The 19,243-nt window shown below is 53.5% G+C and carries 11 protein-coding genes; 10 read left to right on the top strand and 1 reads right to left on the bottom strand.

The annotated features are described in order from the left end of the window. Positions 1 to 45 precede the first annotated feature (45 nt). Positions 46 to 3,093, bottom strand: coding sequence for a glycoside hydrolase family 3 N-terminal domain-containing protein (locus BD749_RS16350; RefSeq protein ID WP_101446320.1), 3,048 nt, complete (start codon positions 3,091 to 3,093; stop codon positions 46 to 48). A 754-nt stretch (positions 3,094 to 3,847) separates the two neighbouring features. Between BD749_RS16350 and BD749_RS16345 the strand changes: the two genes are divergently transcribed. The 10 genes from BD749_RS16345 to BD749_RS16300 all read left to right on the top strand — a co-directional run bounded on the left by BD749_RS16345 (position 3,848) and on the right by BD749_RS16300 (position 18,835). Beyond that, entirely contained in the window at positions 3,848 to 4,762 is a 915-nt protein-coding gene (locus BD749_RS16345; protein ID WP_101446318.1) for an N-acetylmuramoyl-L-alanine amidase, read from the top strand. Positions 4,763 to 4,792: 30 nt separating this feature from the next. Next, positions 4,793 to 6,142, top strand: coding sequence for a D-alanyl-D-alanine carboxypeptidase/D-alanyl-D-alanine-endopeptidase (locus tag BD749_RS16340; protein WP_101446316.1), 1,350 nt, complete (start codon positions 4,793 to 4,795; stop codon positions 6,140 to 6,142). 370 nt (positions 6,143 to 6,512) lie between these two features. Continuing rightward, positions 6,513 to 7,532 carry a dipeptide epimerase gene (locus BD749_RS16335; RefSeq protein WP_180336431.1) on the top strand — a complete coding sequence of 340 codons (1,020 nt, stop codon included), beginning with the start codon at positions 6,513 to 6,515 and terminating at the stop codon, positions 7,530 to 7,532. After that, entirely contained in the window at positions 7,532 to 8,599 is a 1,068-nt protein-coding gene (locus BD749_RS16330) for an aminotransferase class I/II-fold pyridoxal phosphate-dependent enzyme (RefSeq protein ID WP_101446314.1), read from the top strand. Before BD749_RS16335 ends, BD749_RS16330 begins: the two co-directional genes overlap by 1 nt. 196 nt (positions 8,600 to 8,795) lie before the next feature. After that, entirely contained in the window at positions 8,796 to 10,061 is a 1,266-nt protein-coding gene (locus tag BD749_RS16325; protein ID WP_101446312.1) for a DUF819 family protein, read from the top strand. A gap of 82 nt (positions 10,062 to 10,143) precedes the next feature. Further along, positions 10,144 to 11,352: a C40 family peptidase gene (locus BD749_RS16320; protein WP_101446713.1), complete on the top strand. Its 1,209-nt coding sequence runs from the start codon at positions 10,144 to 10,146 to the stop codon at positions 11,350 to 11,352. Between the two features lie 258 nt (positions 11,353 to 11,610). Then, positions 11,611 to 12,864: an ROK family transcriptional regulator gene (locus BD749_RS16315; protein ID WP_101446310.1), complete on the top strand. Its 1,254-nt coding sequence runs from the start codon at positions 11,611 to 11,613 to the stop codon at positions 12,862 to 12,864. Beyond that, positions 12,861 to 14,825: a glucosamine-6-phosphate deaminase gene (gene nagB, locus BD749_RS16310; protein WP_262503007.1), complete on the top strand. Its 1,965-nt coding sequence runs from the start codon at positions 12,861 to 12,863 to the stop codon at positions 14,823 to 14,825. The genes BD749_RS16315 and nagB overlap by 4 nt, the downstream gene beginning before the upstream one ends. A gap of 250 nt (positions 14,826 to 15,075) precedes the next feature. Continuing rightward, the gene (locus tag BD749_RS16305; protein WP_101446306.1) at positions 15,076 to 17,415 is read left to right on the top strand and encodes a beta-N-acetylhexosaminidase; all 2,340 of its coding nucleotides are present in this window, start codon (positions 15,076 to 15,078) and stop codon (positions 17,413 to 17,415) included. 124 nt (positions 17,416 to 17,539) lie between these two features. Further along, a complete protein-coding gene (locus BD749_RS16300; protein WP_101446304.1) occupies positions 17,540 to 18,835 on the top strand; it encodes a sugar MFS transporter in 1,296 nt (431 codons plus the stop codon). Positions 18,836 to 19,243 lie beyond the last annotated feature (408 nt).

Raw genomic sequence — 19,243 nt, 5'->3', positions numbered from 1 at the left:
AAAGACAGCCGTCCCGTTTCGTGCGGGACGGCTGTACCTTGTTGCTTATTGAGCAGAAGCCTCTGTCGGCTGTTTCTCGTTGCTTTTGCCCATGGCGTCGTACACCACCTGCAGTACACCTGTGCGTGTATTGAGCTTGCTGAGCTTGTTGTTTTCGCGGGTCGGATTCACGCGGTTGCTCAGGAACACATATACCAGGTTGTTTACGGGATCTACCCAGGTATAGGTGCCCGTAAAACCAGAGTGACCAAAGCTCTCAGCAGGTGCGCTTGGAGCGGCGTTGCTGTTCTGCGCACCTGGCTTGGCCGGACGGTCGAAGCCGAGGGCGCGGTAGTTGCCCTGCTCGCAGAACTGGCACTTGCTGTAGTCTTTCACCACGTTCTCGGCAAAGTAGCGCTTGTTGGCGTACTCGCCGTCGTTCAGGTATAGCTGCATCAGTTTGGCCACATCGTTGGAGTTGCCGAACAGACCCGCGTGGCCGCTCACACCACCCAGCATGGCTGCGCCTTCGTCGTGCACAGTGGTGTGCAGCAGTTGCTTGCGGAAGTGCGGCTCAAACTCAGTCGGTACAACGCGTGAAGCCGGGTAATGCTTGTATGGGTTGAACGTGAGCGTCGTAGCGCCCAGTGGCTTGTAGATCATGTTCTGGAGGTAGGTCTCAAAACCCACGCCGGTGATGTTCTCCACCACTTTCGGTGCCAGTATGAAGGACAGGTCGCTGTACACGTAACCTGGCTTTTCGTTCAACGGCGACTCCATGATCTCCTTGTAGATCTTATCGGAGTACTTGCGATGGATGTACAGGTTATCCGCCACTTTGATCGGGAAGCGAGCCGACGAATCTGCCTTGAAAGTGCGCCACTTGAAGTTGCCGTTTTCCTTCACGGTCTCTTTCCAGAACGGGATCCAGGATTTCAGGCGGGCCTGGTGCGTGAGGATGTCGCGGTAGTTGAGGTCGGCTTTGTTGGTGCCGGCGGCCATCGGCAGGTAAGTACCCAGCGTTTGGTTCTCATCAAAGCGGCCTTCGCCTTTCAAACGCATCAGCGCGGCCATCGAGGTGCTGATCTTGGTCACGGAAGCCAGGTCGTAGAGGTCGTCCACGCGCACGGCTTGCTCCTTGTCATAGGTATGGTGCCCGAAGGCTTTGTGGTAAATCACCTTGCCGTCTTTGGCCACCAGCACCTGAGCACCCGGAGCGGCTTCTTCGCGGATAGCCTGGTGCACAAGCGAGTCGATACCTGCCAGATCCTGCGATTTGATGCCAACTGCCTCCGGCATAGAGTAGGCCAGGCGCATGCCACCGTGGGTCAACAGGCCGTCGCCTATCTTAAAGGTGTTGCTCACTGTAACCGGCAGTTTGCCGGTGGCGCCTATACCTCCAAAGATCAGCTGCGAAGCCAGGTCCTGGGTTACGGCATTTTCCTGATAAGCGGCAATCACGGCGTCGGCTTTGTCGAGGCTCTCCATTTCGGCGAGGCTATACACGTTGCCAAACACGCTCACGATGGTTTTCTTGGTGCGAATCAGCTCTTTCAGGAACAGGTTCATCTCGGCGGTGATACCGAAATTGCTGCTTCCGGCTTTTAGCTGCAGCGCGTGTACCCCGGCAATGATCAGGTTGTAGTCCTTCAGCTTCTCCTTCATGGCCTGTAGCTCTTCAATAGAGTTGGCGGGCTTCAGGAAGAATGTATCCACTTGAGTATAGCGGGCCAGGTCGCGCTGGAAAGCTGTTTCCTTCTTCGTGCCAATCGCCAGTGCCGCTACCTTCAGGGTGTCCAGCGTCTGGATCGGCAGGATGTGGTTTTTGTTGCGCAGCAGCGTGAGCGAGGCCTCGGTCAGTTGGCGGTTCAGGTACTGGGCATGCGGGTTGTTGAGGTCGGCAATCAGGTTTTTGGTTTCGATCGGCTCCCACTTGTCGAGGCCCACCCATTGCTTGGCAGCCAGCACTTTGCGAACGCGGAAGTCAATCTCCGCCTGTGTGATCTCTTTGTTGGCGATGGCTTTCTTTACTTCTTCGATGGTGGTTTTCACGTCCATCGTGTTCAGCATAACATCGTTGCCAGCCACCAGAGCCTTTACATCTACAACCCCCGGCGGGTAGAACTTGGCGACACCCTGCATGTTGAGGGCGTCGGTGAACACGATGCCTTTGTAGTTGAGCTCGTTCTTGAGGAGGTCAGTTACAATCGGCTTTGAGAGGGTAGAGGCCAGGTTCGGCGTGTTGTCGAGCACCGGGATGTTCATATGCGCCACCATTACGCTGCCCAGTCCTTTGTCCATCAGCTTGCGGAACGGGTGCAGCTCGGTAGAGTCGAGGCGAATGCGGGAGAAGTTGATCAGCGGTAGACCGTAGTGCGAGTCCACGTTGGTGTCGCCGTGGCCCGGGAAGTGCTTGGCGCTGGCCAACACGTGGTTGTCCTGCATGCCTTTCATGTATGCCAGTGACTTGCTGGCCACATTATACTTGTCTTCACCGAAAGAACGGAAGCCGATCACCGGGTTATTCGCGTTGTTGTTGATGTCCACGGTCGGGGCGAAGTTCACGTGCACACCCAGTCGCTTGCACTGACGGGCAATTTCAGCGCCCATCTCATAGATCAGCAATTCGTTGTCGATACCACCCAGTGCCATCTGGTAAGGGAAGCGAACCGTGCTGTCGAGGCGCATGGCCAGTCCCCACTCGCCGTCAATCGAGATCATCAGCGGCACCTTGCTCTCTTGCTGGTAGCGGTTGGTCATCTTAGCCTGTCGCACCGGACCACCCTGGAAGAAGATCATCCCACCCACTTTGTAAGTCTTCACGATGTTGCTGATCGAGTCGATGTGCGCCTGGTTCTTGTTGGAGTACACCGGAATCGAGATCAGCTGAGCAATTCGCTCTTCAGGCGTGAGCGTCTTCATGACAGAATCAACCCAGCGGCTGTTCATGTACTGCAGGAAGTCCGCGTCGCGACCAGGGGTATAGGTAGCGGCGGTGGCTTTTTGGGTAGAGGCCTTCGCTGTTTTTGCTTTTTTTGACTGGCCTTGCAGGTTGTTTGTGCCGAAACTCAGCAGCAAAACCAAGGCCATTGAGAGGAAATAGGATGGTTTCAAGGTGATATAGGTTTATTTAATATCAGATATACTGCAATTTAACAGTTTTCAGGTATAAGTATTTTTATTTGCGGTAATTTTTTAAATTCCTGCAAATAAAAGCAATATTAGGGGCGTCGAGTAAGTAAGTGGTCAGTAACAAATATACGATGTTGCGGCTGCTATACCTAGCGGTGCGGGGTGAGTTAGTGAATGAGTGATTGAGTGGCTGGGTGATTAGATTGTTGTCAGAATCAGGATTTTCAGGATTAGAGGATTAGCAGGATTTCAGTGAATACCGGGTCGAACCACCCCTGCCCCTTCTTTTCCTTTCAGGAGGGCCCCTACCCCCAGGAGGGGAGCTTTAGGCTGCTGCCATTACATAGTATAAGGATTGTAGCTTCTGTCACGAACCACTGGCAGGTATAACAAGACATTCTTGCCCCTTTAACTATGAAACAGATAGCTGTCCCAGGTGCACTTTACGACGCTCCACTGTTGGGGGTGAAGGGGTCCCCCTGTCGAGAGCGTTCAGCGAGTGGGGTAGGGGGCCCTCGATTTTTTCATCAAGGAAAAAGTGAGTGCCCGCCGCACAGGCGAAGCCACAGAGCAACGCAGGTCGCTATACCTGCAAAAGCCGCTACGCCAGTTGCAAACTGGCCGTATGCACAACAACAAGTTGCGCTAACGCTAAACTGGCGGCATAACAAGGTATAACCAGCCTGCAAGCATAAACAATTGATTTTAATATATTTACTGAACAAGTAAGCACATAATGAAACGAATCTTTACGCAAGCATTTACACTACTACTCGGTTGCGGCTTGCTAGCCAGTTGCGCCACAAACCCTTACGCCGCTACCAACAAGTCATATAAGAAACAGGCCAAGGCCTACGCCAAATCGCTGCGTGCTATACCTGCGGCCCCGACTGGCGAGCATGCCTATCCGCAAGGCGATTACTGGGTGGGCACCACCAACTTCAACCTGCGTAAACCGAACTTTGTGATCATCCACCACACTGCGCAGAACTCGACGGAGCACACCCTGAAGACTTTCACCATGCCCTCTACCAAGGTGAGTTCGCACTACGTGATCGGCCGTGATGGCAAAGTATACCAGATGTTACACGACCACATGCGGGCCTGGCACGGCGGCAACAGCAAGTGGGGCAGCAACACCGACCTCAACTCTTCTTCGATAGGTATAGAGCTCGACAACAACGGCTCAGAACCCTTCCCGGAGGAAATGATTGCCAGCCTGATTGCGGTACTGGGCAAGCTTAAAAAAGAGCACGGTATACCTGCCGAGAACTTCATTGGCCACGCCGACATTGCCCCGGTGCGCAAAGTAGACCCCAGTCCGTTGTTCCCCTGGAAAACCCTTGCCGACAATGGATTCGGACTGTGGTATGATGAGGACGTACTCGATAAAGAGCAGGTGCTGCGCGAAGTGGCAGTAGGCGGCGAAGGAGACCAGACGCCTTTGCTCGTGCTGGAGACAGTACCGAAGTATACGCTGCCTGATAACTTCAACCCAATGGATGCCCTGCGCATTATTGGATATGATGTGCGCAATCCGGAGGCTGCGGTAAGGGCTTTCAAGATCCATTTTATCCAGAATGACATAAACAGTCCGCTGACGGAGGATGAGAAGCTGATTCTTTATAACCTGTATCAGAAGTATTTGTAAATTGGTATACTAAACTGACGATCCTTGACTATGACCAAACCCCTTCTCACCCGCTATACATCAAAACTTATACCCTGCCTTGGCCTGCTTTTCATGCTTGGCTGTAGCGCTGCCAAACCTGTGGCGGAAGCGCCTGCGCCTTACGGACCGGCAGAGATCCAACGGCAGGTGATGGAGGTGGCGGCTTTGCAGAAAAGCTTTGTGGGCTTTGTGTTGTATGACCCGGAACTGGGCAAGGCGGTGGTGGAGCACAATGCCGACAAGTACTTCGTGCCGGCATCTAATACCAAGCTATTTACCTTTTATGCGGCTTCCAAAATGCTGGGCGACTCCATCCCGGCGCTCAAGTATGTGGCCAAAGGTGACTCGCTGATCTTCTGGGGCACCGGCGATCCGACCTTCACGCACATGGACCTGCAGAACAACATTGCCTACGATTTCCTGAAGAACCGCAAGGAGAAGCTCTACTACGTCGAGGCGCCCATGACCAGCACGCCCTTCGCCACCAACTGGGGCTGGGACGATTACAATTACTACTACCAACCGGAGCGCAGCCCTTTCCCGATCCACGGCAACATCATCAAGTTCAAAAAGGACAGCACCACGGCCTACACGACAACGCCAACCTTCTTTACTAAACACGTGAAGCCAGACACTTCGAAAGACGCGCATCGCGATACCTTCCGCAGAGCCTGGCGATCCAACGACATTGCCTATAACCCGAAGCGCGCTGCCATTGCCTTCTCGCAGGAAGTGCCTTTTATCACATCCCCTGAGCTGACGGTGCAGCTATTGGCCGACACGCTGAAACGCCCGGTTAAAATGGTGAAGCGCCCTATACCTGCCGGTGGCCAGGTGCTTTACGGACTGCCGGCTGATTCTGTGTTCAAGCGCATGCTGCAGGTAAGCGACAATTTGATGGCCGAACAATTGATGATGCTAAGCTCCGGCACTTTCTCAGACACGCTTTCGGTTGAGCGGGCCATCAAGTACGCCGTGCAAAATTACTTGGCTGACCTGCCGGACGCACCGGTTTGGATCGACGGCTCGGGCCTTTCGTCGATGAATATGTTCACGCCACGCAGCATCATCGCGCTTCTGCAGAAAATGCATGCCGAGCGGCCGAAAGAGAAGCTCTTGCCGATGCTGGCCGTAGGCGGCAGACCCGGTACTTTCCGTACCATTTACAAAGCCGATGTGCCTTTTGTTTTCGGTAAATCCGGCACGCTGGCGCACGTACACAACCAGAGCGGCTACATTATGACCAAAAGCGGTAAGCTTTTGATGTACAGCTTTATGAATAATAACTTTAAAACATCGTCGTCAGAGATAAGAAGCGCCATGGAGCGTATTATGACTGAGGTGCATGAGAAGTATTAAACTGAAAGCTATTTCGGATTTGCAATTAGCACTGAATTTAAGGAATACTTAAGTGCATGATAATCATCCCACTACCCCCTTCAAAGGTAGGGCAATTAAGATCTTGGGAATTCTCCCCTTGAGGGGAGCGCAGAGAGGTGTTTGCAGCTGCGGTTGAATTACAAATCAGTGTATAATTGGCATTTATGCACCGAATTAACACCCCTATAATCCCCTCAAGGGGATAGTTTTTGCAGAACTTAACGGCCCTGCCCTTTGAAGGGGGCAGGGGTAACGACAATAATTTATAAACAATCAGCAATAAACAATCAACAACCAGCAATCAACAATTAACCTAACCTATACCTGACCATACAAACTAACCAACACCATGTTGAAACTAACGATACGCTCCTTCGATCTGCCGCTGCGGCATACCTTCACTATTTCCTACGACTCACGCGATGTGCAGCCAACCATGATTGTGGAACTGCAGCACGGCGAGCACAAAGGCTACGGCGAAGCGACGAGCAATCCTTACTATGGCTTCACCATCGAGAGCATGACCGAAGCGCTGGAGAACATCCGTGAGAAAATCGAGTCGACAGAGCTGACTTCACCGGAGGAATTCTGGGCGCAGATGCAGCCACAACTGGCGGACCATCCTTTTGCTCTCTGCGCACTTGACCTGGCTGCCAATGACCTGTTTGGTAAAATGAAAGGCCAGCCGCTCTACAAAATCTGGGGATTGGAGGCAAAGAACATGCCGCTCACCAACTATACCATTGGCATCGACTCCATCGAGAACATGGTGAAGAAGCTGCAGGAAATGCCGTGGCCACTATACAAGATCAAGCTGGGGACGAAAGAAGACGTGGCCATTATCAAGGAGCTGCGCAAGCACACGGATGCTATTTTCCGTGTGGACGCCAATTGCGCCTGGGGTGTGGAAGAAACGATCGAAAACTCAAAACAGTTGAAGGAGCTGGGTGTGCAGTTTATTGAACAGCCGATGAAAGCCGACGACCTGGAAGGCATGAAAGAGGTATACAAGCGCTCCGAACTGCCTCTGATCGCCGACGAGAGTTGCATCACCGAAAGTGACGTAGCCAAATGCCACGGCCTGTTCCATGGCGTGAACATCAAACTCACCAAATGCGGTGGCCTGACACCTGCCCGTCGCATGATCGCCGAAGCCAAGAGCCTGGGCATGAAAGTGATGGTTGGCTGCATGACCGAGTCCAGCGTAGGCATCTCGGCTATCGCGCAACTGCTGCCGATGCTTGACTATGTGGACATGGACGGCGCCCTGCTGCTGAGCAAAGACATCGCTAAAGGCGTCACCATCGACTACGGCAAGGTGAGCTACAACGAAAGCGTAAACGGCACAGGCGTGACCCTGATCGCCTAATGGCCAACAAAGTATACACGGATCAGTTGCCGGGCCGCACCCTGGTAGTGGACGGGGAGGAGTTCCTGTTTTTCAGCGGGACCTCTTACCTGGGTATACCTGTGAACGAGGCGTTCAGGCAGTGCGTGCTGGAAGGCATGGCTCGCTACGGCACCAACTACTCCAGCTCCCGCAACTCCAACCTGCAATTGCGTGTGTTCCAGGAGGTGGAGGAGTACCTGGCCAGGTATACAGGTGCCGAGGCGGCCTTTACCATGTCGTCGGGTTACCTGGCGGGACAGGCACTGGTGCAGACCCTGCAGGGAAGCGGCCATTTTATCTACGCACCCAACACGCACCCGGCCCTCTGGCGCAGCACTGCCGACGAAGCCACCGGTGACTACGACGCCTGGGTCGGGCCCATGTTGCAGCAGGTAAAAAATGCTGAGGAAGAGCACATCATTCTGGTCTGCAACTCCCTCGACCCGCTCAAAGCCCGTAACCACGGTTTCAGTTGGCTCAGTGCTTTGCCCAAAGACAAACAAATCACGCTGATTGTGGATGATTCGCATGGCTTCGGGGTAACCGGGGAAGACGGCAATGGGGTGTTTGCACAGCTGAAAGCCCGTCTGCAGCCGAACCTACGACTGGTCGTGGCCAGCTCCATGGGTAAGGCTTTGGGTATACCTGCCGGTGTTGTGCTGGGAGATAAAGAACTGGTCGACAGATTGCGGCATAGCCATTACTTCGGCGGTGCTTCTCCGGCTATACCTGCCTACCTGTATGCCTTTTTGCAATGCGAGGCCGTGTTCAAGGAAGCCCGCGAAAAGCTCTTCGCGAACATCGCTTATTTTCTGCAACATTTGGAGCGGCCCGGGCAATTCAGTTACTTTGAAAGGTATCCGGTTTTTGGGGTGCGCGAGCACCGCTTGGCAGCATACCTGCAGGAGCAGGGCGTGATCATCTCCAGCTTCCGCTACCCAACGCCTTCCGATGATCCGATCACGCGAATCATTCTGAGCAGTGCGCACACGGAGGAGGATATCCGACGGTTAACAGGCTTGGTCAATCAGTTTGCTCAGGTATAGGTTTTGCTTGGGCAGCAGGGCCATGTGCTATGCGCGAGCGTTCACGCTCGTGTCTGCTATGGTAGGGCCGGAGGCCTCAGGTTAAGGTATTGCTAAGACAGCCGCTTCTGCAGGTATGCAAGGCCACAGCATAAGCCAACACCGACAGGAAAAGCCCCTTTAAAAATAAAAGATTTCAAGACTACTACACCATTTCATGGAAGAAACCACTACTGCTACAACACCCCTCATCACCAACGACGCCGTCGTGCTGGGCATATTGGTCGTCATACTGGCTATCATTTTCAAAACATCATCAAGCGAGCGCACTGTCTTCAAGAAATTCTACTCGGTGGTGCCCTCGCTTTTGCTGTGTTACCTTATTCCAAGCTTACTCAACTCCCTCAATATCATTTCCGGCGAAACATCAGCTTTGTACGGCATGGCCTCACGCTACCTGCTGCCGGCGAGTTTGGTGCTCTTCACCATCAGCCTCGACCTGAAAGAGATCTGGAAGCTGCGCCACAAGGCGGGACTTATGTTCATCACCGGTACTGTCGGCATTGTGATCGGTGGTCCCCTGGCCATCCTGATTGTCTCCGCTTTTGCACCTGACATTGTAGGGGGAGCGGGACCGGATGCTGTTTGGCGCGGACTGACCACCATTGCGGGCAGTTGGATCGGGGGCGGAGCCAACCAATTGGCCATGTACGAGATCTTCCAGCCCAGCCCGAACCTGTTCTCTGCTGTGATTGCCGTGGACGTGATCGTGGCGAATATATGGATGGCGGTGCTGCTTTACGGAGCGGGCAGATCAGAAAAGATCGATGCTTTCTTTAAGGCGGATAGCTCGGCTGTGAATGAGCTGAAGAACAAAATCGAGCGCTACCGCAACAGCATCATGCGCGTGCCAACCATGCCCGATCTGATGCTGATAGGCGGTATAGGATTTGGCCTGACTGGCCTGGCGCACTTCTTTGCCGATATCATCGCGCCCTGGATTGAGGCCAATGCCCCGGGCTTAGCCCGGTTTAGCCTTACCTCCGGCTTCTTCTGGCTGGTAGTGCTGGCCACCACTTTTGGTATGCTGCTGTCCACCACAAAGGCCCGTAACCTGGAGGGAGCGGGTGCTTCGCGTATAGCCAGTATCTTCCTTTACATCCTGGTGGCCACCATCGGTATGCAGATGGACGTGACCGCTATCGTGAGTCAGCCGGGGCTGTTCCTGGTGGGCATCATCTGGATCTCGATGCACATGCTGCTACTCTTTATTGTGGGCAAACTGGTTAAAGCGCCGTTCTTTTTCCTGGCGGTGGGCAGTCAGGCCAATGTGGGCGGGGCGGCTTCGGCTCCGATTGTGGCGGCCGCCTTCCATCCGGCACTGGCGCCGGTGGGTGTGTTGCTCGCGATACTGGGCTATGCCGTGGGCACCTATGGGGCTTACATCTCAGGTATACTCATGCAGCTGGTGGCGCCGCAGTAGCGAATTATTATAGAGCGATAAATGTTTAGTGAATAATGCTGCCTTCAGACCCGGTGCTGACGGTCGCTTAAAAACCGATACCATGATCAAGAAGAATCCTTTCGTGCTTTTGTTTTTGCTGGTGCTCGCTTCCTGTGCAGGCACACAAAGCACTCCCTCTGAAACCGTCACAGCGGTTAAGGCCGAAGCAGCTGTTTCCCCGGCCAAAACACACATCGATGCCGTGCGGCAACAGTTTGCGCCCGACAAGCGGGTGGCGCTCTTTGATGTGGAGCCCAAGGGTAATGTGCTGCGGGGCGAGACCAATATGCCAGAAGCGAAAGCGGAATTGGTGAAGCGTCTGCAGGCAGCCAATATGCCGTTCGTAGACAGCATACAGGTGTTGCCGGAAGCAGCGCTTGAGGGGAAACACCAGGCCATCGTGACGATTTCGGTGGCTAACCTGCGTTCGCAGCCGAAGCACTCTGCCGAACTGGCCACGCAGGCGACTATGGGCACTCCGCTCAAGGTATGGAAAAAGCAAGACGGCTGGTATTTGGTGCAGACCCCTGACCAGTATCTGGCCTGGGTGGACTATGGCGGCGTGGCCTTAATGGATCAATCTGCTTTCAACAAGTGGCAGCAGGGCAAGAAGCTGATCTATACCAAAACCTACGGCTTCGCGCACGCCACTGCAGATAAGAACACGGCTCCAGTATCGGACATGGTGTATGGCGATGTGCTGGTACTGAAAAACAAGACGAAAGATTTTTACGAGGTGAGCTTCCCTGATGGACGTACAGGCTTTATTTCTGCTGCCGAGGCCATGGATTTTAAGGAATGGGTTGCTACCCGCAAACCAACCGAGGAGAACCTGGTAGCCTCCAGCAAAGAAATGCTCGGTATGCCCTACCTGTGGGGCGGCACTTCTGTGAAAGGTATGGACTGCAGCGGCTTTACAAAGACCATTTTCTTCATGAACGGCTTGGTGTTGCCGCGCGATGCTTCGCAGCAGGTGCATATTGGCGAGTTGGTTAACACGGACAAGGGCTGGGATGAAATGCGTCCTGGCGACCTGTTGTTCTTTGGCGTGCCTGCCAAAGACGGCAAGCCCGAGCGTGTGGTGCACGTGGGCATGTGGATCGGCGGTAACCAGGAGTTCATCCACTCTGCCGGCCGTGTGCGCATCAACAGCATGAACCCTTCCGCTGCAAACCACGACGCCTTTGAGCTCGGCCGCTTCCTGCGCGCCAAGCGTGTGTCGCCAGAGGCCACGCTGGTGGATTTGCGCGAAAAGCCGCTTTATGAATGATAACAGCTAAATGACTTTACCCAGAGGCAGTAGCGCGAGCTACTGCCTTTTTTATTGAACAGAGGAAACGATAGGTAGATAAAAAGGTAGAGCAGCAGCTAGCAACGTTAACTTTAAATTCTAAATTTTTTTAGATTAGCTTAATTAATAAGGCAAAAATTAATTTATCTTAAATAACTTTTATAAAATTTTATTAAAAGTTTTTGCTTAAGTTGTCTTTATTAACGTACTTCATGTTAACACTACAGTTCTGATTAAATGGGTGCATTCCTGGCAATGGAAGAGGGTTTTCTGGAGAAGCTGAATCATGTGGAGCGCAAAAAGCATCTGCAGAAGATCAGGATCGTACGCCACCTTTATGTGAAAGGAGCCCGCTCCAATGCCGACATCTGCAACCGCTTCAGCATCAGTTCGCCGACTTCTATGGCATTGCTTAACGAACTGATGGCCGAGGGACTGGTAGAGAAGCAGGGGCGCGGCGAATCGGTGGGAGGGCGCAAGCCAGAGCTCTACGGACTGCGCCATAACTCGCTGTTCGTGCTGAGCATCGAGATGGAGAAGTTCAGTATCCGCATGGCTATTTTCGACGGAACGAACAACAACATCACCGGCATCCATACTTTTCCATTTAACCTGTCCAAAGACCTGAGCGCTGTCGATGCACTGCACCGGCATGCAAATAGCCTGGTGCTTTCGGCAGGTATAGACGCCGATAAACTGATGGGCATTGGCCTGAGCATGCCCGGGCTCGTCTCTTCCCGCGAAGGCGACAGCTATACCTACCTTATCACGGGGCAGGATGAAACCCCGCTGCAGGACCTGCTGGCACTCAAATTCAACAAACCGGTTTATATCCAGAACGACGTGAAGAGCGCTACCCTGGCCGAGTACCGTTTTGGGGCGGCGCAGGGCAAGCGCGATGTGCTCGTGCTCACGCTGGACTGGGGTATAGGCCTCGGCATCATCCTGGATGGCAAGCTACGATTGGGTACTTCTGGTTTTGCGGGCGAGTTCGGTCACATCCCTTTTGTCGACAACGGAGTGCTGTGTCACTGCGGCAAGCGGGGTTGCCTGGAGACGGTGGCCTCGGGAAGTGCCCTGGCCCGCATGGCCCGCGAAGGACTGCAAGCCGGACAGGATACCTTACTGAAAGCGTTGGCAGGCAACGAACTGCAAAAGATAGAGCCGCAGGCCATCATTGAGGCGGCACACGAAGGCGACCAGTACGCCATCAACATACTCGCTGAGACGGGCCGTAACCTGGGCAAGGGCATCGCCATGCTGATCCAGCTTTTTAACCCGGAGCTGATCATCATCGGCGGCAAAATGGCCGAGGCCCGGCAGTACCTCACCACGCCTATACAGCAATCCATCAACACGTACTGCATGACGCAGCTGCGCGAGCGCACCGAGATTGCGATGTCCAAGCTGGGCACGCAGGCAGGTATACTGGGGCCGGTAGCCACGGTGATGGAGCGCATTTTTGAGCATCGCATTGAGTCAACGAAATAACAGAGCAACGAAACACAACATCACATTATAGCACAAAGAAAATGGCACGATTAAATCTTCTGGAAGAAACACGTTTTGAAAAGCTTCCGGTTACCGTTTACTCCGACGAATATATTGCTTCCGTAAAGGTGGCACAGCGTATTGCGGAGTTGATCCGATACAAACAGGGGCGCAATGAAAAGGCTGTGCTGGGTCTGGCCACTGGTGCTACGCCGGTAAAGGTATACGCCGAGCTGGTGCGCCTGCACCGCGAAGAAGGCCTGAGCTTCCGCAATGTGATCACCTTTAACCTGGACGAGTACTACCCGATGCAGCCAACTGCGGTGCAGAGCTACGTGACGTTCATGAACGAAAACCTTTTCGATCACATCGACATCAACAAGAACAATGTGCACATACCGGACGGTACCCTGCCACAGGAAAGAATACACGACTACTGCCTGGAGTACGAGCGCAAGATAGAGGCTGTGGGCGGTCTGGATCTGCAGCTGCTGGGTATAGGCCGTACGGGTCACATCGGTTTCAACGAACCGGGCTCTGCGCCAAACTCCGGCACGCGCCTGGTAACGCTCGACGACCTGACCCGCCGCGATGCTTCCCGCGACTTCGGTGGCAAGGAGAACGTGCCGCGCAAAGCCATTACCATGGGCATCGGTACCATTTTCAAAGCCCGCGAGATCATCCTGATGGCCTGGAGCGGCAAAAAGGCTCCGATTATTAAGAAAGCCGTGGAAGGCGAGATGTCGAGCGATGTGCCGGCAACCTATCTCCAGCTGTCAGACAACGTGGAGTTTGTACTGGACCAGGATGCGGCATCGGAGCTGACCCGCTTCGACACGCCTTGGCTGGTGAAAGACTGCGTTTGGGACGATTCGCTTATCAAAAAAGCGGTGATCTGGCTGTCGCAGACGGTCAAAAAGCCGATCCTGAAGCTGACCGAGGAGGATTACAACAACCACGGCATGGCTCAGCTGATCACCGAGAAGGGCACGGCTTACGAAATCAACATTGACATCTTCAACAAACTGCAAAGCACCATTACGGGCTGGCCAGGTGGCAAGCCGAACGCCGACGACAGACGCCGTCCGGAGCGTGCCGAGCCTGCCCGCAAACGCGTGGTGATCTTCTCACCGCACCCGGATGACGACGTAATTTCAATGGGCGGTACCTTCATCCGTCTGGTGGACCAGGGACACGATGTGCATGTAGCCTACCAAACCTCCGGCAACACCGCCGTTTGGGACGACGATGTGCTGCGCTACATGGAGTTTGCTATCGACTTCAACAAGAGCATCGGCCAGGAGTCCGATCACCTGGAAAACATTTACGAGGACATGCGCAGCTTTATTGAGAATAAGCAGCCAAACCAACTCGACTCGCAGGAGATTCGCGATGTGAAAGGCTTCATCCGTAAGAGTGAGGCCATTGCAGGCGCACGCTATGCCGGTCTGGAAGATGACCACATTCACTTTATGGCGTTGCCTTTTTACGAAACGGGCAAGACGGTGAAAAAACCGGTGACCGATGTGGACGTGGAGCTGACCATGGAGCTGCTGCAGAAAGTGAAGCCGCACCAGGTGTTTGCTGCCGGCGACTTCGCCGATCCGCACGGCACGCATATTGTGTGCTTCAACATTGTGCTGGCCGCCCTCAACCGCCTGCGCGAAACCGAAGAGTGGGCACAGGACTGCTGGCTGTGGATGTACCGCGGCGCCTGGCACGAGTTTGCTACCCACGAGATCGAAATGGCCGTGCCGCTGTCGCCGCAGGAGGTGGAGCGCAAACGCAACGCCATCTTCAAGCACCAGTCGCAGAAAGACTATCCGGTGTTCCCGGGCGACGATGCCCGCGAGTTCTGGGTGCGTGCTGAGGAACGCAACCGCGAGACGGCCAAAAACTACGATGACCTGGGCCTTGCCAACTACGAGGCGATGGAGGCTTTCGTGAGGTGGAAATTCTAGCCTAGACAAAAAGCAGCTAAAACGGAGCAAATTGCTTAGCTTTGTTTTAGCTGCTTTTTTATTTGTCCGGGTTTTTAAAATTGACCCTGATTTAACCTAAGGAAGGGCCCGTTACAATTTGTATTGTCATCCTGTAAGGATCCTGTTAAAAGCAGCATAGGCTTGACATCTTAGGTAGAAGCCATTTTTATCAACCGAACAGCATCGCTCTTTAGTACAACCAACACCCTAAAAAACACGCATTTCTGACATGACTTTCAGAAAAAATCTTCTTACCCTTTTGCTTTCGATTCTTTGCACGGCAGGTATAGCTACGCCTTCGCAGGCGCAGGTAAAGCCAGAATCTTTATCGCTGATACCGCAGCCTGTGAAGCTGACCACCCAAAAAGGAAACTTTCTGGTGCAGCCCTCCACTAAGGTATACGTGGACCCAAAAAATGCCGATCTGCTGCGTGTGGGCGAGTTTCTAGCCCAGCACATCGAAACAGCCATTGGGCACAAACCCGAAGTGATCCAGAAAAAGCCGAAGAAAAAGGAGACGAACCTGATCTACCTGACCCTGAAAACACAAAACGACACACTGGGAGCAGAGGGCTATACCTTGCAGGTGAGTCAGCAGCGCATAACACTGGCTGCCAAAGAGGCGCATGGCACTTTTCTGGGTATACAGACGGTGCGCCAGCTCCTGCCCGCTCAAAAAACAGCTGAGTCGGCCCTTATACCTGCACTCGAGATCGTGGACAAACCCCGCTATACCTGGCGCGGCATGCACCTGGATGTGACGCGCCATTTCTTCCCGGTGGAGTTTGTGAAGCAGTACATCGACTACCTGGCTATGCACAAGCTGAACAGCTTCCACTGGCACCTGACCGACGACCAGGGCTGGCGCATCGAGATCAAAAAGCACCCGAAACTGACCGAAATAGGCGCTTGGCGCGACAGCACCCTGATCGGCCACTACTGGGACCTGCCACAGACCTACCGCAAGCGCCGTCACGGCGGCTACTATACGCAGGAGCAGATCAAAGACGTGGTGAAGTATGCGCAGGACCGCTTCATCAACGTGGTACCTGAGATCGAAATGCCGGGTCATGCGCTGGCTGCGCTGACCGCCTATCCGGAACTTTCGTGCACCGGCGGGCCACACAAAGTGGAGTCGAAGTGGGGCATTTTTCCTGATATTTTCTGCGCTGGCAACGAGCAGACATTCGCATTTCTGGAAGACGTGCTGACAGAGGTGATGGCGCTTTTCCCGAGCAAGGTTATCCATATTGGAGGAGACGAAGCGCCAAAAACACGTTGGAAGGTATGCCCGAAATGCCAGAAGCGCATTGCCGACGAAGGCCTGAAAGACGAGCATGAACTGCAGAGCTATTTTGTGCAGCGCATGGAGAAATTCGCCAACAAGAACGGCCGCATCATCATTGGCTGGGATGAGATACTGGAGGGCGGTCTGGCACCGAATGCCTACGTGATGTCGTGGCGAGGCACCAAGGGAGGTATAGCCGCCGCCAAGGAGAAGCACTATGTGGTCATGTCACCGGGCTCGCCTTTGTACTTCGACCACTACCAGGGCGAGCGTGAGCTGGAGCCGGTTACCATCCATGGCTACAACCCCCTCTCCAAGGTATACGCTTATGACCCTACGCCAAGTGAGCTGACTGCCGACGAGAAGAAGTACATACTGGGCGCGCAGGCCAACATGTGGACAGAATACGTTTCGACTGAAGAGCACATCGAGTACATGGTGTTCCCGCGCATAGCCGCTCTAAGTGAAATACTGTGGACGCCTGCCAAACTGAAAGACTGGAAGAGCTTCCAGGCCCGCATGAAAGAGCAGTACAAGCGCTACGATGCCTTAGGTGTCAACTACGCCCGCAGTGCCTTCAATGTGCAGCAGCAGTTGCAGGTAGACACAGTAAGCAACCGAGCCACCGTTACCTTCGATACGGATGCCGCCGATGTGGCCGTCCATTATACCTTGGACGGGTCGGACCCAAGCACCCGGTCGCAGGTATACAAAGCGCCTTTTACGCTGAACAAAACAGCCACGGTGAAAGCCGGCTCCTTTGTGAATGGCAAGCTGGTGGGCAAGGTGAGCACCCGCACCTTTGAAGCACACAAAGGTTTGAACAAGAGCATCACCCTGACTAACCCGGCTAGCTCAAGCTTCGCTAACAAATCCAAGCTGGTAGATGGCCTGAAAGGCTCTACAGATCAATACGATGGCCACTGGTCCGGCTTCCTGGGAACCGACGTGGAGGCGATCATTGATCTGGGGAAGGTGCAGCCGATCCAGCGCATGAGCACTAATTTCATGCAGAACATCGGCTACCGCATTTTCCTACCGGTGCAGGTAGAGTACGCCTTGTCGGTAGACGGCATCCGGTATGTGACCGTGGACACGATCGACGACCCGAACCCACTGGGTGCGGAGGGCATCACGACTCATGAAGTTGCCGCCACCATACCGCTTACCCGCGCCCGCTTTGTGAAGGTGAAAGTGAAAAACGTGGGCGTGAGCCCTGATAAGTACCCTTCTGCCGGACAGAAAACCTGGCTGATGCTGGATGAGATTGTGGTAGAGTAGGCAACGAGTCAAATTTTAAGACTATAACACCTGATATAACCGAGATAAATTCTATATTGTACTCTTATTCCTGCGCTTTTCTGCCGGAAACAGTTTTGCACCTTATCTATACCTAAAACTTAACATGACTAAAGTAGCCACATCCTCAAACAGCAAGACCGGGCAGGAAAATGCTTCTGGTGGGAGCGCGCGGCCGATCATCATCATCGGTGTGTTGTTCTTCATCTTTGGCTTTGTTACCTGGCTCAACGCCATCCTGATTCCTTATTTCAAGATCTCGCTGGAGCTCAATAATTTCCAGTCATACCTGGTAGCGTTCGCCTTCTACATCTCTTACTTTGTCATGTCCATCCCTTCGGCCTGGGTATTAAAAGTAACCGGTTTTAAGAAAGGCATGTCGGTAGGTTTGCTGGTAATGGCTGCTGGGGCACTTTTGTTTGTGCCTGCTGCACTCACCCGCACGCTGGAGCTTTTTCTGATCGGTTTGTTCGTACAGGGCACGGGTCTGGCTTTGCTGCAGACGGCTTCTAACCCGTACATCACCATTCTGGGTCCGCTGGAGAGTGCTGCCAAGCGCATCAGTATCATGGGGGTAAGCAATAAGATCGGTGGTATTCTGGGTTCTATCATCCTGGGAGCCATTGTGCTCTCCAATGCCGACGAAGTGGTGGCCAAGCTGGAGCTGATGAGCGCGGCCGAGAAAGCCGTTGAACTGAATGCCATGGCCTCCAAAGTGATCATGCCCTACCTGATCATTACGGGCGCGTTGGTAGCATTAGCCATCGTGATCTATTTCTCCTCGCTTCCGGAAGTGGACACGGACCAGGAAGACGAAACAGTGGCTGCCGCTAATGTGAACAAAACGAGCATTCTGCAGTTCCCGCACCTGTTGCTGGGAGCATTCACCATGTTCCTGTATGTTGGGGTGGAGGTAATGGCCGGTGACACGATCGTGAGTTACGGAGCAGCCCAGGACATCTCTTTCAAAACAGCCAAGTTCTTTACCTCATTTACGCTGGGGGCCATGGTAGTGGCTTACTTTGTAGGCGTAGCTACCATTCCAAAGTATATCCGTCAGGACAAAGCCTTGCAAATATCCGCTATACTGGGTGTGGTGTTTACTGTAGCCGCCATCATGACGAGTGGCATCGTGTCGGTAACTTTTATCGCTTTGCTGGGTCTGGCTAATGCGCTCATGTGGCCGGCTATTTTCCCGCTGGCTATTGCAGACCTGGGTCGCTTCACCAAGATCGGTTCTTCGCTGATCATCATGGGTATAGCAGGTGGTGCCATTCTACCGCTCATCTACGGTGCCCTTGCCGATAAGATCAACCCGCAGCAGGCTTACTGGATCATGGTGCCATGCTACCTGTTTATACTTTACTATGCAATGGCGGGACATAAGATCAGAACAAAATAATATTCGGATTTCTTTAAACAGCGACAGGAGCCTCTTTCGGGGCTCCTGTCGCTGTTTTAGCAGGTATAGGCATGGTGCAATGCCATGGTGTAGAGCGTTGGTCTGCAGGTATAATGCAGGTATAGCGCTTTACTATATAGTATTTGGCAGGGTTGTTGTTTCTGCAGCTACAGGCTGGACTGGCGCAAGTGTGTCGACGGCCTGTGCATGATTGTTTTCGCAGGATGATACCAAGGCAAGGATGAGTAGGGTCAGCAGCAGCACCCCGTATAGTCTGTTCAGCATGGCTTCTCAAGTTTAGCGTGCCAGGAGGTTGACACTTGAGTAAATACGCAAGCACATGCAGCTTAGTTGAGGCTTAACCACCGAAGCAGCGAATTAATTTTTATAGGACGGAATCAATGGATT

The organism is Pontibacter ramchanderi, assembly GCF_002846395.1.
GTDB lineage: Bacteria > Bacteroidota > Bacteroidia > Cytophagales > Hymenobacteraceae > Pontibacter > Pontibacter ramchanderi.
This window is presented reverse-complemented; position numbering and strand designations above follow the sequence as displayed.